We start from the raw sequence: 14,895 nt of genomic DNA, 5'->3' as shown, positions 1-14,895 counted from the left end.
TCAAAATGCGGGAGCGGGCTTGCTCGCGAAGCTTTTGCTTTTACTGGCGGAATTTAGCGAAATTGACGTTGGTCCCCGCCGGGCGCATGTCCTGCAGGAACGAATCCTTGTCGGCACTCAGTTCCAGGCTCAAGGCCGCCTTGCGCTTGCCCTGGTTGCGCACCACCAGGCCTTCCATCTGCTCGCGCAGGAACACCGTCGGCACTTTCAGGTGCAGCAGCTCGTCGGTCGCCGGGGTGTGCATCAGCAGGTGAATCCACTCGTACTGACCGATGGCCAGGCGCGATACCGGGATGTCGAACCAGAAGATGTTGCGATTGCGGTTCAATTCCGTGAAATGGCAGTTGTTGACGCCCAGCACGGCACCGCCAAGTTCCTTGTTTCTGCGGGCAATGGCCTGCGGTTTATCGAGTTTCATAACATTCCTGCGCGATTGAATCTTCAGCGTCAAGGCGCCGATACGTGGCGCATTCTCGGAGGTTGTCGGGCAAACATAAAGCCCAACGTGCTCGATGCGATGAAATGCCCGGATGAAAATAAATGAAACTTGCGGGAAAAGCGCCCGGTCAACCTTGTGTAACGACTTTCCTCCCTCTGAAAGCTACGCAGGAGAATCACCATGGGCAGCACGAGCGATAAAGTGAAAGGCATGGCCAACGAAGCGGTCGGTAACGTCAAGCAAGGCGTCGGCAAGGCCACCGGCAACGACAAAATGCGCGCCGAAGGCGTGGTGCAGGAAAAGAAAGGCGAAGCCCAGCAAGCAGTGGGCAAAGCCAAGGATGCGGTCAAAAAAGGCGTCGACAAAGCCTGATTCGGGCTTTGACGAGTATCAGAAGCGGCCATCCACGGATGGCCGTTTTTGTGCCAGCCTGAACTTGCGTCATTAATTTGTTTCAAAGCCGCCAGGTAGGCTACTTTGATGAAAGAAAACGGCCCCTGAGTCGCCATGACTTCAACTCCATTTTTGCGGCGAAAGGAGACGCTAATGATTTTCCCGGACATGAAAGGCTTGCCCATGCACCGCGTCATGGTGCGCACGGTGACCGAGTTCGTCGACGACGAGATGTCGACTTACGCCTCGGCGCTGGCCTATCAAATGCTGTTTTCGCTGTTTCCCTTCATCCTCTTCCTGATCGCCCTGATCGGTTTCCTGCATTTGCCCGACTTCTTCTCCTGGTTGCGCCTGCAATCGGAACTGGTGCTGCCGCCTCAGGCGCTTGAGCAGGTCAACCCGGTGATCGACCAGCTCCAGCAGTCCAAGGGCGGCCTGTTATCGGTGGGTATCGTGATTGCCCTGTGGACGGCCTCGGCCGGCGTGCGGCTGATGATGAGCGCGATGAACGCTGCTTACGATGTGGTCGAGGGCCGGCCTGCGTGGAAGCGCTTTCCGCTGTCGATCATCTACACCGTCGGCATTGCCGGGATGCTGCTGATCGCCGCTGCGCTGATGGTGCTCGGGCCACAGGTGATGACCTGGATCGCCGAGCAGGTGGGCCTTGAATACTTCATCGTCACCTTGTGGTCGATTGCCCGCTGGCCGGTGATCGTGATCCTGTTGATGGTGGCCGTGGCGCTGATCTATTACGTGATGCCCGACGTCAAACAGGAGTTTCGCTTCATCACGCCGGGCTCGGTGCTGGCGGTGGTGGTGTGGATCATCGCGTCGCTGGGCTTCGGGCTGTACGTCAAGGAGTTCGCCAACTACAACGCCATGTATGGCAGTATCGGTGCGATCATCGTGTTGCTGCTCTACTTCTACATTTCCGCCGCAGTGCTGCTGCTCGGCGCCGAGATGAACGCGGTGATCGAGCACATGTCGCGCGAGGGCAAGGACCCTGGCGAGAAGGTCGCCGGCGAAAATGGACCCGTCCACGAAGAGAAACAGCACGTTTCGGGACTCGGCCGCGATCACTCGGTGAAACCACCCACTGACGAAGTCATCAAATGATCCGTGAAATCCTGAAAATGGGCGACGAGCGCCTGCTGCGCATTGCCCCGCCGGTTCCGGCCGAGATGTTCGACAGCCCAGAACTGTGGCAACTGATCGACGACATGTTCCAGACCATGGAAAGCGTCGGCGGTGTCGGCCTGGCCGCGCCGCAGATCGGCGTCGACCTGCAACTGGTGATCTTCGGTTTCGAGCACAGCGAGCGTTATCCGGACGCCGAAGCCGTGCCGCAGACGATTCTGATCAACCCGCTGATCACGCCGCTGAGTCCGCTGATGGAGGAGGGCTTTGAAGGTTGCCTGTCGGTGCCTGGTTTGCGCGGTGCGGTGGATCGCTATCAGCAGATTCGCTATGAGGGTGTTGACCCCAAGGGCGAGCCGATCGTGCGAATAGCCTCCGGTTTTCATGCGCGGGTGGTGCAGCACGAATGCGATCACCTGATCGGTCGACTTTACCCGTCGCGGATCACTGACTTCACCAAGTTCGGGTTCACTGAAGTCATGTTCCCGGACCTTGATCCAAACGCCGACGACTGAGCCACCACAAAACCAATGTGGGAGCGAGCCTGCTCGCGAAAGGATTGCAGTTCAACATTGATGTTGTCTGACACCCCGCCTCGCGAGCAGGCTCGCTCCCACAGTTAATCATTGTTCACTTCAAAGGCTTCACGAACCGCAGCGTCATCCGGTCCGATTCGCCAATCGCCACATACTTTGCCCGATCCTTCTCGCCCAGGGTCAACGCCGGCGGCAATGTCCACACGCCTTCGGGGTAGTCCTTGGTGTCCTTCGCATTGGCGTTTATTTCACTCTGGGCCTCAAGCTTGAATCCCGCATCAGTGGCCAGTTTCACCACGTACTCGGTGGTCAGGTAGCCGCTGTGTTTGATGTCCTCCAATGAGGCTCCATCCTTGGCCCGATGGTCGACTACGCCCAGCACGCCACCGGGTTTGAGCACTTTGAAAAAGGCCTGGAACATCAGCGGCGCGGTATCGGCCAGCACCCAGTTATGCACGTTGCGAAAGGTCAGCACGGTGTCCGCCGAGCCGGGTTGGCCGAAGTTTGGAGCTTTGGGATCGAACTCCAGCACCTGTGCCTTGGCGTATTGAGCGGGCGTGGCGGCGAACTTGCTCTTGAGCTTCTCTTCGTTCTTGCGTGCGTAGTCGCTGACCGTCGGCGCCTGCACTGCGGCGATGTACTGCCCGTGATCCTTGAGCAACGGCGCCAGCAATTCGCTGTACCAGCCGTTGCCCGGGGTGATTTCGATCACCGTCTGATCTGATCCCAGACCAAAGAACCCTAGGCTCTGTTGCGGATGACGAAAGCCGTCGCGGGCGACGTTTTCAGGCGCGCGCCAATCCCCGGCCAATACCTTGGCATATTGTTCGGGGGACACTTGCGCAGTGGCGGCATGGGCAAAAAACGGGGAGAGCAGGGTGGTCAGCGTCAAAGCCAGAAAAGCAGGTTTCATGGGGCATCCTGAGCGAAGTCGAAGTCGACCGCGAGGCTAGCATGCAGCGCTCATGGACCGATCACACATTATTGTCAGTGGATCTAACCAACGGTTCTAAGCCCATGGCAATCATCGGCTTGCTGCGCGCGTAACGGCTCAAGCGTTCAACCATCGCATAAGGCATCTGCGGATCGAAACCAAAACCGCGACGCTCATAAAAGCCACGCAAGTCAGGATGGCAGAACAGCCACACCGGCAGCTCGAGATCCTTGACCGCTTCAGCAATAAGGGCCGCGGCAACGCCCTGTTGCCGACAGACCGGATCGACAAACAACCCGGTCAGCCAATGCCCGCCCGACACCGGACGCAAGCACAGCGCCGCGACGATCTCGTCCCGTCGCGCAACCCACAGTTGCGCGTCGCGAACGGCTTTCATCGACGACTGATGAGCGCGGTAGAACTTGTTCATCAAGGGCCAGAGTGGCTCTTCAAGCAGGGTGTAGGACGTGGAGTGCATGGGGCTTGGTCGATGGTGTGCAAAGCGGGCGATTATAAAACAACGCGCGTCTGGGGATAGGTGTATACCTGAACTTCCCTCACTCGAGATTGGATTTCATCCCCATGGCAATCGCCGTCTTCATTCCTATTCTCAATCACTCATCCACCTATATTTTTGGATCCATTCGCTGAACCGATTTTGTCCTGAAATTAGCAGATTAATGGCCTATTGATGGCCTTGCGCACTCATGCGGGAGCGCTATGCTGGGCTGTAACTAACTATCTCGATTACACCGAAAGACCGTGATTGATGATGGCAAGAGTGCGCAACCCAAGGCACCGACGCATCTGAAAGGGAGCTGCAGGTTAAATGGAGTTTACTTGTGACTATGTTAGGACCAGCCCGCTCCTGGGCTATCAAGAACTGGATGTCTTGATGAGGACGCCACTCAAGGACCCTCCGATCAAACACCATTTATTACCTGACCATGCCCTTCCTCTGGAGGGGTGCGTGTGCCTGTTGCTGGATGTACTGGATTCAAAGAACCGGAACTTCAACCAATCAAAACGACCGCGCTCGGGGTGATACGAACATGTTTAATCTGCATAACAAGGCTGACTTGCTGGAAATTGAACGCTTCAGTTGTGCGTTAACCGAAGCCAATGCCAAGTTGGCCGCCATCAGTCGTTCGATGGCGATGATTGAGTTCACCCCCGAAGGCATCGTGATCGACGCCAACGAAAACTTCTGCAAGACCATGGGTTACAGCGCCGACGAAGTGCGGGGCAAGCACCATCGTGTCTTCTGTGAAGAGGCGTTTTATCGCAGCGAGGAGTACACCAGGTTGTGGCGTGATCTGGCGCGGGGCGAGGCGACCGGCGGCACCTTTTTACGTCTGCACAAAAGCGGTCGGGAAATCTGGCTCGAAGCCAGCTACATGCCGGTGTATGGCCCGGATCGCCAGGTGCAGAGCGTGATCAAGGTCGCCACCGATGTCACTGAGAGAATCAATAAAGAGCATGAAAACGAAAGCCGGCTGGCGGCGATCGGGCGCTCCATGGCAGTGATCGAATTCACCCCGGACGGCAAGGTGATCACGGCCAACGAAAACTTCCTCAAGACCATGCATTACTCGCTCAACGAAGTGATCGGCCAGCATCACAGCCTGTTCTGCCATCGGGCCGAAGCCGAGTCGGCGAACTACAAGGCGTTCTGGGCCTCGCTCAATCGCGGCGAATATCACTCGCACCGTTTCGAGCGCAAGGACAAGTACGGGCATACGGTGTTTCTGGAGGCGTCCTACAACCCGCTGTTCGATGCCAAGGGCCGGCTGTACAAGGTGGTGAAGTTCGCCAGCGACATCACCCGCCAGATGACCACCCTGCAAACCGCCGCCGAATCGGCCCACAGCACCTCGGTGCAGAACGACGTCTGCGCGCGCAAGGGCTCGGAGGTGGTGCAGCAGACGGTGCAGATCATCCAGGACATTTCCAGGGACCTGAACGAAGCGGCGCTGAGCATTGATGCGGTGAGCAAACAGTCCGAGATCATCGGCAGCATCGTGCAGACCATCCGTGGCATCGCCGACCAGACTAACTTGCTGGCGCTCAACGCCGCCATTGAGGCAGCTCGTGCCGGGGAGCATGGCCGAGGGTTTGCGGTGGTGGCTGATGAAGTGCGCAGTCTGGCTGCACGCACGAGCCAGGCGACGCTGGAGATCGTCGATGTGGTGCGCAAGAACCATGATTTGTCGGTGAGCGCGGTGACCAGCATGCAATCGAGCCTGAGCCGCACGGGGCTTGGGGTGGAGCTGGCGAACGAGGCGGGGGAGGTGATCCTGGAGATTCAGCAGGGGTCACGGCATGTGGTGGATGCGATCAGCCAGTTCAATTCCACGTTGCAATTGAATTGACCCTGAAGGTTCGCAGGCAAGCCTCGCTCCTACGGGTCATGCACGATCCCTGTAGGAGCTAGCTTGCTCGCGATGGAGGCCAACGATGACGCGGGGTGTCAGGCATCCAGCGTTATCGTTGACGACCATCGCGGGCAAGCCACGCTCCCACAGGGATTGTGTTGCAGCAGGTATAACGGGGTGATCAGAGGGACGCGAGGAACTTGTCCACCACCTGCGCCTTGTTCTGGTCACCATCCTGCTGTTGTGCTTTCTCCTGCTTGGCGATTTCTGCCTTTTCCTGCATGCGCTGGGCGACTTCCTCACCGATCGCCTTTTGCTTCTCAGGCGGCATCTTGTCGACTTCTTCCTGGGTCAGACCCATCTCCTCGAGGATCGCATCGCGGATGCGCTGTTCTGGAGTCTTGCTCATGTACTCCTTGAACTCGGAAGTGGCCGAGCCGTCCTTGATCCGGTCCTTGACGTCATCCGGCAGCGGCGCGTTAACGGCTTGCAGATTCACGCGGGTCTTGGCGAACGCCTCATCAACGTTGTCGCTGATGCGCGTAGCCTCGCTGACCTGCTGCGTGGCTTGCCCGGTGGCGGACTCCTGAACCTGCGTAGTGGCCTGGGTGTTCTGCGCCTGCACGTTGTTCTGCAGGGCCTGGCTCATGGCGCTTTGCAGGCCGGCGGCGGCTTCGGCCGTAGGATCTGTGGCGGAACGTTTGGAAAGCGGTACGACCACGGCTTGTTTTGAACTGACCAACATGATGAAAGTCCTTGTGGTTGATTTCGGTGCAGGGCTTTCAGCAAGGACTGTGCCTGGAATATAAATTCCATAAAAATCAGTCAGTTATATGTGTTTGGATAGCCATTCAATCGCAAAAGGGGCAAACCTTTGCCGACGGACGGCAAAGGTTTGCGCGGCTCAAGGCAGGCCGTTACAGCAATGTTTCAGAAACCCGGGCTGGGGTGCCAGGCACTTGAAGTAGTCATCGAGGGCCGGGTAGTCGGGACGCTCGATCGGCGTCATCAGCCAGCGGTTGACTGACAGACCGATGACGATATCGGCCAGGGTAAACCGCGCCCCGGCGACATAGGCCTTGGTGCTCGCCAGTTGATGTTCGAGGATGCCCATTTTCTGGTTCCAGCCACGCACGCTGACCTCCACGCGATGCGCATCCTGGAACTCCGGGTCCTTGCGCACCAGCGCCATGAAGGCGTAGCTCCAGGCTGTATTGAGATCGGTGGCCTGCCAGTCCATCCACTGTTCGACACGGGCCCGGGCGGCCGGATCTGAGGGCAGCAACTCGTTGTGGTGATGATGGTGCTTGCCGGCCAGATAGCGGCAGATGGTATTGGACTCCCACAACACCCCGTTCTCATCGATTATCACCGGCACCTGGGCGTTGGGGTTGAAGCGCAGGAACTCCGGGCTGTGGGTCGAGGCAAAACCGCTGCCCCAATCCTCGCGTACGTAATTAAGGCCCAGCTCCTCACAGGTCCACAGCACCTTGCGCACGTTGATTGACGAGGCTTTGCCGAGGATTTTCAGTGCATGTTCCATGAAACAACTCCGTTGCCAAATGCGTACATGCTCTTAAGTGTAGGAGCTGTCGGGGAGTCAGGTACTCTCCCGCACCTTCAACTCAAACCCCATATCCTGCACCGGCCTGGCCACCGTATTCCCGGCCATCAACGTCAACATCTGCTCCGCCGCACGACGCCCGATGGCCTCACGCGGCGTACTGATGCTGCTCAGCCGCGGAACCATATGCGCCGATGCAGGCAAATCGTTGAAACCGAGAATCGCCACCTGCTCTGGAACCTTGATCCCGCAGCGCAGGGCTTCAAGCAAGGCACCCTGAGCCAGGTCGTCGTTGCCGAAGAAGATCGCATCGACATCTGGATGATTGGCGATCATCTGCAAGAACAACTCGCCACCCAGACCGACCGACGACGGACGCGGCGTCAGCACTTCGAGGGCCGGGTCATACAGACCGGCCTTCTGCAGCGCACGACGATAACCTTCACCGCGCAGCAACGTGCGCTGATCCAGTTGCGCACCGATATAGGCCAGGCGTTTGCGACCACGAGACAGCAGGTGCCCGGCCGCCGTCTCACCGGCGGCCAGTTGCGAAAAGCCCACGCAATTGAGCCCGGCGGCACTGTCCAGCTCCATCATGTATACGCACGGAATGTTGCTGCCTTCGATCATCCGCCGCGAGCTTTCGGTTCGGTCGAAGCCTGTGAGCAGCAAGCCCCGAGGCTGATAGGCCATGTAGTTGCGCAGCAGGTTCTCTTCTTCGTCGCGCGAATAATGGAAGTTGCCGATCAGCACTTCGAAGCCCTTGGGGCGCAGAACCTGATGAATGGCTTCCAGGGTGTCGATGAACAACAGGTTGGACAGCGATGGCACCAAAACCACCACCGAATGGCTCTGGGCCGAGGCCAGGGCGCGGGCGGCGGAGTTGACCACGTAGTTGAGTTCGCGGGCCGCGCTCTGCACTTTTTCCACCAGTTCCGTGGCCACCGTGCTGACGCCGCGCAAGGCGCGGGACGCGGTAATCGGGCTGACGCCGGCCAGGCGTGCGACTTCGTTGAGGGTAGGGCGGCCAGTGGTGCGCGTATTTTTATCGTTCTTGGTTGAGTTCATCGACGGCTTGCCAAACAAAATTCAAGGCACTAAGGTAGCGCTGTCTCGATGCAGCTGCAAATGCGTAAGTGGGGGTTCGCCTGACCTCCGCTTTTGGCATTGGGATAAACATGCTGCAACCCACAAAAATGACAAGAAGGCGTCGGCAACTTCTGCTTTTGGTCTAGTGTCATAACTGGCAAAGGTAGCGCTGTCTGCGCGCTGAGGTGTTACATGAATCATCCCATCACCGCCCTGGTCATCATGGGCGTTGCCGGTTGCGGCAAGACGTGCGTCAGCGAGGCCCTGTGCCAGCTCAGCGGCGCCACTGCCATTGAAGGCGACTCTTTCCACCCTGCCGCCAATATCGAAAAGATGAGCGCGGGTATCCCCCTGAACGACGAAGACCGTGCCGGCTGGCTCGACAGCCTGTGCGATGAACTGCGCCGCATCGACGCCCTGGGCCAGCGCCCGGTGCTGACCTGCTCGGCACTCAAGCATATTTACCGCGAACGTCTGCGCAGCGCCTTGCCGGGCCTGGGCTTCGTCTTTCTTGAGCTGACCCCTGAAGTGGCTGCCGACCGCGTTTCCCATCGGCCGGGCCATTTCATGCCTTCGACCTTGATCGACAGCCAGTTCGCCACTCTCGAATCGCCAATCGGCGAGCCGCTGACCCTGGGCCTTGATGCCTCGACCCACAGCGTCGATCAATTGGCGGTTCAAGCCCACCAATGGTGGCTCGAGAACGGCCTGAAACGCGCCGGTTAATTTTTGCTTCAAGAGATAGCGCTGTCCTTATGGCTTTCGCATTACCCGCTTTAATAACAACAACAACCAGGAGACACCCCTAATGTTTGGCATGTCCCACGAGACGTTCCTGCTGCTCGATGCAGTGGTTACGGTGATCGGGCTTATCGTCCTGATCACCAAGTTCAAGTTTCACCCCTTCATTGCCCTGATCATCGCCGCAGCCTTCCTCGGGCTGACCTCCGGCATGCCGATCGGCACCATCATCAAGGCCTTCCAGGACGGCTTCGGCGGCGTGCTCGGTTTTGTCGGCATCATCCTCGCGCTGGGCACCATGCTCGGCAAAATGATGGCCGAGTCGGGCGGGGCGGATCAGATCGCCCAGACCCTGATCCGTGCCTTTGGCAAGGAAAAGGTCCAGTGGGCCATGATGTTCGCCGCGTTCCTGGTGGGCATTCCGCTGTTCTTCGAAATCGGCTTCGTGCTGCTGATCCCGCTGGTGTTCATCGTTGCCCGGCGCACCGGCGTGTCGATCATCAAGATCGGTATCCCGCTGCTGGCCGGCCTGTCGGCGGTGCACGGCCTGGTGCCACCGCACCCGGGCCCGCTGCTGGCGATCGGCGTATTCGGTGCCGACATCGGCAAGACCATCCTGTACGGCCTGATCGTGGCACTGCCAACGGCGATCATTGCCGGTCCCATCTTCGGTACCTTCATTGCCAAGCACATCCCCGGTCACCCGAACCAGGAGCTGGTGGATCAACTGGCCCGTGAATCGGATTCGGCCGACCTGCCGAGCTTCGGCATCACCCTGGTCACCGTGCTGTCGCCGGTGTTCCTGATGCTGCTCAAGACCTTCGCTGACGTGGTGCTGCCGGACGGCAACTTCTTCCGTACCTTCATGGACCTGATCGGCCACCCGATCTCGGCTCTGTTGCTGGCATTGCTGCTGTCGCTGTACACCTTCGGCTACAAGCAGGGCATCGGTTCCCAGCAGATGCTCAAGTGGCTGGACGCGAGCCTGGCGCCAACCGCCGCGATTATCCTGATCATCGGTGCGGGCGGCGGCTTCAAGCAGATGCTGGTGACCAGCGGCGTGGGCGACGTGATCGGCCACATGGCGGTGGCGGCGCAGATCTCGCCGATCCTGCTGGCATGGCTGGTGGCGGCGGTGATCCGTATCGCTACCGGTTCGGCGACCGTGGCAACCATCACCGGCGCGGGCATCGTGGTGCCGGTGGTCGGGATGATTCCAGGGGTCAACCGCGAGCTGCTGGTGCTGGCCACCGGCGCCGGTTCCCTGATCCTGTCCCATGTGAACGACGCCGGGTTCTGGCTGGTCAAGCAGTACTTCAACATGACCGTGGCCGAAACCTTCAAGACCTGGACCGCGATGGAGACCATTCTGTCGGTGGTGGGGTTGGGCTTTATTCTGTTGTTGTCGTTGTTCGTTTAAGGGCATTCGGCAGGCACAAAAAAACCGCAGCGATGCGGTTTTTTTGTGGGTGATCGATTGTCAGAACATGGACCCTATGGGGGGGCTGTGTGGGAGCGAGCCTGCTCGCGATTCCTTTCAGCCAATCAGAGATACCGCGCCATGATCTCGTCGACCACACCGTCCTTGCGCAACTGATCGAGAGCGGCCTGCAGCCTGGCGACGGTTTCGTCGGGTACGTCCTTGTTCAGCGCCAGGTAGAGTTCGGCGCTGTTGAAACGCAACACCGTCTTGAGCCCGGTCACGCCGTCCTGCCTTGCCAGGTAACGGCCGGCGGGATCGCCAGTGGCCCACAGATCGATCTGGCCGTTGAGCAGCTTCTTGGCATTGTCCTGGTCGCGCAGCACCACCAGCGGTTTCAAACCCTGTTTGGTCAGGGTCTCGGCAATCGCATCGCCCTTGTAGGCGCCGATCTTGTACTTGCGCGCATCGTCCAGGGAGTCGAGGGTGATCTTGCTGTCGGCCTTGGCCAGCATGATCCAGTCGTCGGGACCAATAGGGCCAACCCACTTGAACAGATTTTCACGGTCCGGCAGGCGGGCCATGACGAACACGCCGTAGCCAGGTTTTTCCAGAGTGAGTTTGTAAATCCGCTCCCAGGGGAAACGCAGCGTCAGGCTGTAGGAAATGTCGGCGCGCTTGAAGATCTCGCGGACGATGTCAGTGGCGATGCCGCTGATGTTTTCGTCCTGGGCGAAGTTCTTGCCGTTCTTCGCCATGTTGTACGGCGGGAAGTTTTCCGTCAGCAACACCATATCGACATCGGTGTTGGCGGCGGCAGGTGCAGCGTTTATGAGCAGGGGCGCAGCGCTGGCGAGAGCAAGAAGCAGACGTTTGATCATGTCGGGCTACCGAAATCCTTGGCGTACCCAAGAGTGCCTTGAGCGTGTGGTGCTGTCTACTGGCCTTTTGATCTCATTGCACGGCAAACCCTCGGAGCGTGCCGCTCCGAGGGCTCGGCAATCAGCGCATCACGATTCCGCGATGTGCCATGTAGGCCTTGGCTTCCTGAACGGTGTATTCGCCGAAGTGGAAAATACTCGCCGCCAGCACCGCGCTGGCGTGGCCTTCGAGGATGCCGTCGGCCAGGTGCTGCAGATTGCCGACGCCGCCGGACGCGATCACCGGAATGCCCAGCGCATCGCTGATGGCGCGGGTCACGCCCAGGTCGAAGCCGTTTTTCATGCCGTCCTGGTCCATGCTGGTCAGCAGGATCTCACCGGCGCCCAGGCCTTCCATCTTCTTCGCCCATTCGACAGCGTCGAGGCCGGTCGGCTTGCGGCCGCCGTGGGTGAAGATTTCCCAGCGCGGGGTTTCGCCAGGAGCGGAAACCTTCTTCGCATCGATCGCGACGACGATGCACTGCGAGCCGAAATGCGCTGCCGCCTCGCCGACGAACTCCGGATTGAATACCGCAGCGGTGTTGATCGAGACCTTGTCCGCACCGGCGTTGAGCAGGTTGCGGATGTCCTGCACGGTGCGCACGCCACCGCCGACGGTCAGCGGGATGAACACCTGGCTGGCCATGCGCTCGACGGTATGCAGCGTGGTATCGCGGCCGTCGACGCTGGCGGTGATGTCGAGAAAGGTAATCTCGTCGGCACCCTGCTCGTCGTAACGACGGGCAATTTCCACCGGGTCACCGGCGTCACGGATGTTCTCGAATTTCACACCCTTGACGACCCGGCCGTTGTCCACGTCCAGGCAAGGGATGATGCGTTTGGCCAGCGCCATGGTCAGTCCTCAGCCTTTGTACGAATCGCAGAAAGCTTGCGCTTCAGCGACGTCGAGGGTGCCTTCGTAGATCGCACGGCCAGTGATTGCACCGATGATGCCCGGTGCCTTGGCGTCGAGCAGGGCCTTGATGTCGCCCAGGTTGTGGATGCCGCCGGACGCGATCACCGGGATCGAAGTGGCAGCCGCCAGCGCAGCGGTGAACGGTACGTTGCAGCCCTGCATCATGCCGTCTTTGGCGATGTCGGTATAAACGATGGCGGACACGCCGTCGGCTTCGAACTGCTTGGCCAGGTCGATCACCTGGACCTTGCTGATTTCGGCCCAGCCATCGGTGGCGACAAAGCCGTCTTTGGCGTCGAGACCGACGATCACTTTGCCCGGGAACGCGCGGCAGGCTTCGGCAACGAAGGCCGGCTCTTTCACGGCCTTTGTGCCGATGATCACGTAGCTCACGCCAGCCTTGACGTAGTGTTCGATGGTTTCCAGGGAACGGATGCCGCCGCCGATCTGGATCGGCAGGTTCGGGTAGCGCTTGGCGATGGCGGTGACCACTTCGCCGTTGACCGGCTGGCCTTCGAAGGCGCCGTTCAGGTCGACCAGATGCAGACGGCGGCAACCGCCTTCCACCCACTTGGCAGCCATGCTCACCGGGTCATCGGAGAACACTGTGGAATCTTCCATGCGGCCCTGGCGCAGACGAACACAGGCACCGTCTTTAAGATCGATAGCGGGAATAATCAGCATCTGGCAAACCTTCAGAATTGAATGTTCAGCTTGGCTCGGAAATCAGTTTTTCTCGAGCGCCCACAGGTCGCTTTCGATGCTTTCGAACCTCTCTTTGAGGTGCGTCTGCACATCGAAAATCGCCCTGTTGTAATAGTGCGGAGCAATTTCGCGGGTAAACAGCTCAAGAATCTCGGCTGCCTCGAACGAGCCCAGGTCAAGGTCAAAGCGGTCTTCCATGAAGCGCTTTATCTTGCGGTTGGCCTCGGCCTCCTGCTCAGGGGTGAGCGTGAGGATCGGCGGCCTGGATTTCTTGACAGCCATTTACCAACGACCGTCCCACGCCGCGAAGTTCTGCAGCAATTGCAGGCCGTGGGTATGGCTCTTCTCAGGGTGGAACTGCACGGCGAAACGCGAGCCATCGGCCAGCGCCGCGGCGAAGTCGACGCCGTAGTGACCGCTGCCCACCACCTGACGCGCATTGGCGGCGGCGATGTAGTAGCTGTGCACGAAGTAGAAACGCGCCATGTCCGGGATGTCGTGCCACAGCGGGTGATTGACCGCCTGCTTCACTTCGTTCCAGCCCATGTGCGGGACTTTCAGATGTTCGCCGTCTTCATGCAGGTCCTTGCCGAAGAACTTCACCTCACCCGGAAACAGGCCGATGCAGTCGACGCCATCGTTCTCTTCACTGTGGTCGAGCAAGGCTTGCATGCCGACGCAGATGCCGAGAAACGGACGGTCCTGGCTGACTTCACGCACCAGCGAGTCGAAGCCCAGGCGACGGATCTCCGCCATGCAATCGCGAATCGCGCCGACGCCGGGGAAAACCACCCGGTCGGCTTCGCGAATCACGTTGGCATCGCTGGTGATCAGCACCTTGCCGGCGCCTACGTGTTCGAGGGCCTTGGCCACCGAGTGCAGGTTGCCCATGCCGTAATCGATAACTGCAACCGTCTGCATTACAGGACGCCCTTGGTCGATGGCATTTGCCCGGCCATGCGGTCATCGAGCTCAACGGCCATGCGCAGCGCGCGGCCGAAAGCCTTGAACACGGTTTCGATCTGGTGGTGGGTGTTGTGGCCACGCAGGTTGTCGATGTGCAGGGTGACGTTGGCGTGGTTTACGAAGCCCTGGAAGAATTCCTGGAACAGGTCAACGTCGAAACCGCCGACGGTGGCGCGGGTATAGGGAACGTGCATCTGCAGGCCAGGACGGCCGGAGAAGTCGATCACCACGCGCGACAGCGCTTCATCGAGCGGCACGTAGGCGTGGCCGTAGCGACGGATGCCTTTCTTGTCGCCGATGGCCTGGGTGAAGGCCTGGCCGAGGGTGATACCGACGTCTTCCACGGTGTGGTGGTCGTCGATATGCAGGTCGCCTTTGCTGACGATATCCAGGTCGATCAACCCGTGACGGGCGATCTGGTCCAGCATGTGCTCAAGGAAAGGAACACCGATATCAAATCGGGCCTTACCGGTGCCATCGAGGTTGATCGAGGCTTTGATCTGGGTTTCCAGAGTGTCGCGCTCGACAGACGCCTTACGTTCGGCCATCACCAGCTCCGCAAAATCATTGGGCGAAAAAGGCAGCCATTATAGGCGTGCGGGCGCCAAACAGAAACACGGGAGGTGATATCGCTGACGGACAGAACGCCCGGTCATCGGCGATAGACATGTCCATACAAGCCATTTCAGACACCACAAAACCAAATGTGGGAGCGGGCTTGCTCGCGAAAGCGGTGTGTCAGCCAGCACAGATGTCGACT

18 protein-coding genes and 1 pseudogene are annotated in these 14,895 nt (G+C 59.4%); 7 read left to right on the top strand and 12 right to left on the bottom strand.

The window, feature by feature from the left end; genetic code table 11:
* Positions 1-40 precede the first annotated feature (40 nt).
* Entirely contained in the window at positions 41-418 is a 378-nt protein-coding gene (locus tag ACW9JE_RS21675) for a hypothetical protein (protein ID WP_457433895.1), read from the bottom strand.
* Between the two features lie 201 nt (positions 419-619).
* Between ACW9JE_RS21675 and ACW9JE_RS21670 the strand changes: the two genes are divergently transcribed.
* The 3 genes from ACW9JE_RS21670 to def all read left to right on the top strand — a co-directional run bounded on the left by ACW9JE_RS21670 (position 620) and on the right by def (position 2,484).
* Positions 620-811 (top strand): CsbD family protein, encoded by a 192-nt coding sequence (locus ACW9JE_RS21670; protein WP_457433894.1) that lies wholly within the window; start codon positions 620-622, stop codon positions 809-811.
* Positions 812-985: 174 nt separating this feature from the next.
* Positions 986-1,948, top strand: a complete 963-nt coding sequence (locus ACW9JE_RS21665; protein WP_457433893.1) for a YihY/virulence factor BrkB family protein — start codon at positions 986-988, stop codon at positions 1,946-1,948.
* Entirely contained in the window at positions 1,945-2,484 is a 540-nt protein-coding gene (def, locus tag ACW9JE_RS21660) for a peptide deformylase (RefSeq protein WP_457433892.1), read from the top strand. The genes ACW9JE_RS21665 and def overlap by 4 nt, the downstream gene beginning before the upstream one ends.
* Before the next feature lie 115 nt (positions 2,485-2,599).
* Here def and ACW9JE_RS21655 read toward each other — a convergent pair whose 3' ends face one another.
* Positions 2,600-3,418: a class I SAM-dependent methyltransferase gene (locus ACW9JE_RS21655; protein WP_224539483.1), complete on the bottom strand. Its 819-nt coding sequence runs from the start codon at positions 3,416-3,418 to the stop codon at positions 2,600-2,602.
* Between the two features lie 61 nt (positions 3,419-3,479).
* Complete coding sequence (locus ACW9JE_RS21650; protein WP_224539485.1) at positions 3,480-3,917, bottom strand: GNAT family N-acetyltransferase; 438 nt, start codon at positions 3,915-3,917, stop codon at positions 3,480-3,482.
* A 469-nt stretch (positions 3,918-4,386) separates the two neighbouring features.
* Between ACW9JE_RS21650 and ACW9JE_RS21645 the strand changes: the two are divergent.
* Positions 4,387-5,262, top strand: a pseudogene (locus tag ACW9JE_RS21645) (PAS domain-containing protein); the annotation flags it as partial.
* Between the two features lie 9 nt (positions 5,263-5,271).
* Positions 5,272-5,811 carry a methyl-accepting chemotaxis protein gene (locus ACW9JE_RS21640; protein WP_457433896.1) on the top strand — a complete coding sequence of 180 codons (540 nt, stop codon included), beginning with the start codon at positions 5,272-5,274 and terminating at the stop codon, positions 5,809-5,811.
* Between the two features lie 184 nt (positions 5,812-5,995).
* On the opposite strand, the gene ACW9JE_RS21635 is transcribed toward ACW9JE_RS21640, so the two are convergent.
* The 3 genes from ACW9JE_RS21635 to gntR all read right to left on the bottom strand — a co-directional run bounded on the left by ACW9JE_RS21635 (position 5,996) and on the right by gntR (position 8,446).
* Positions 5,996-6,559 carry a hypothetical protein gene (locus ACW9JE_RS21635; RefSeq protein WP_457433891.1) on the bottom strand — a complete coding sequence of 188 codons (564 nt, stop codon included), beginning with the start codon at positions 6,557-6,559 and terminating at the stop codon, positions 5,996-5,998.
* 159 nt (positions 6,560-6,718) lie between these two features.
* On the bottom strand, positions 6,719-7,357 hold the full coding sequence (locus ACW9JE_RS21630; protein WP_457433890.1) for a glutathione S-transferase family protein: 639 nt from the start codon (positions 7,355-7,357) through the stop codon (positions 6,719-6,721).
* A gap of 57 nt (positions 7,358-7,414) precedes the next feature.
* Positions 7,415-8,446: an HTH-type transcriptional regulator GntR gene (gntR, locus tag ACW9JE_RS21625; RefSeq protein WP_224539492.1), complete on the bottom strand. Its 1,032-nt coding sequence runs from the start codon at positions 8,444-8,446 to the stop codon at positions 7,415-7,417.
* Between the two features lie 213 nt (positions 8,447-8,659).
* On the opposite strand from gntR, the gene ACW9JE_RS21620 reads away from it, so the two are divergent.
* Positions 8,660-9,193, top strand: a complete 534-nt coding sequence (locus tag ACW9JE_RS21620; RefSeq protein WP_457433889.1) for a gluconokinase — start codon at positions 8,660-8,662, stop codon at positions 9,191-9,193.
* Between the two features lie 82 nt (positions 9,194-9,275).
* Positions 9,276-10,628 (top strand): GntP family permease, encoded by a 1,353-nt coding sequence (locus ACW9JE_RS21615; RefSeq protein WP_224539497.1) that lies wholly within the window; start codon positions 9,276-9,278, stop codon positions 10,626-10,628.
* 125 nt (positions 10,629-10,753) lie between these two features.
* On the opposite strand, the gene ACW9JE_RS21610 is transcribed toward ACW9JE_RS21615, so the two are convergent.
* The 6 genes from ACW9JE_RS21610 to hisB all read right to left on the bottom strand — a co-directional run bounded on the left by ACW9JE_RS21610 (position 10,754) and on the right by hisB (position 14,683).
* The gene (locus ACW9JE_RS21610) at positions 10,754-11,509 is read right to left on the bottom strand and encodes a substrate-binding periplasmic protein (RefSeq protein WP_457433888.1); all 756 of its coding nucleotides are present in this window, start codon (positions 11,507-11,509) and stop codon (positions 10,754-10,756) included.
* Between the two features lie 121 nt (positions 11,510-11,630).
* Complete coding sequence (gene hisF / locus ACW9JE_RS21605) at positions 11,631-12,401, bottom strand: imidazole glycerol phosphate synthase subunit HisF (RefSeq protein ID WP_175376547.1); 771 nt, start codon at positions 12,399-12,401, stop codon at positions 11,631-11,633.
* Positions 12,402-12,410: 9 nt separating this feature from the next.
* Positions 12,411-13,148: a 1-(5-phosphoribosyl)-5-[(5-phosphoribosylamino)methylideneamino]imidazole-4-carboxamide isomerase gene (hisA, locus tag ACW9JE_RS21600; protein WP_224534801.1), complete on the bottom strand. Its 738-nt coding sequence runs from the start codon at positions 13,146-13,148 to the stop codon at positions 12,411-12,413.
* A gap of 42 nt (positions 13,149-13,190) precedes the next feature.
* On the bottom strand, positions 13,191-13,451 hold the full coding sequence (locus ACW9JE_RS21595) for a DUF2164 domain-containing protein (protein WP_224534803.1): 261 nt from the start codon (positions 13,449-13,451) through the stop codon (positions 13,191-13,193).
* Positions 13,452-14,090, bottom strand: coding sequence for an imidazole glycerol phosphate synthase subunit HisH (gene hisH, locus ACW9JE_RS21590; RefSeq protein ID WP_224534805.1), 639 nt, complete (start codon positions 14,088-14,090; stop codon positions 13,452-13,454).
* On the bottom strand, positions 14,090-14,683 hold the full coding sequence (gene hisB / locus ACW9JE_RS21585; RefSeq protein ID WP_024778052.1) for an imidazoleglycerol-phosphate dehydratase HisB: 594 nt from the start codon (positions 14,681-14,683) through the stop codon (positions 14,090-14,092). The genes hisH and hisB overlap by 1 nt, the downstream gene beginning before the upstream one ends.
* Between the last annotated feature and the right edge of the window lie 212 nt (positions 14,684-14,895).

This window comes from Pseudomonas sp. SDO55104_S430 (assembly GCF_054070595.1).
This window is presented reverse-complemented; position numbering and strand designations above follow the sequence as displayed.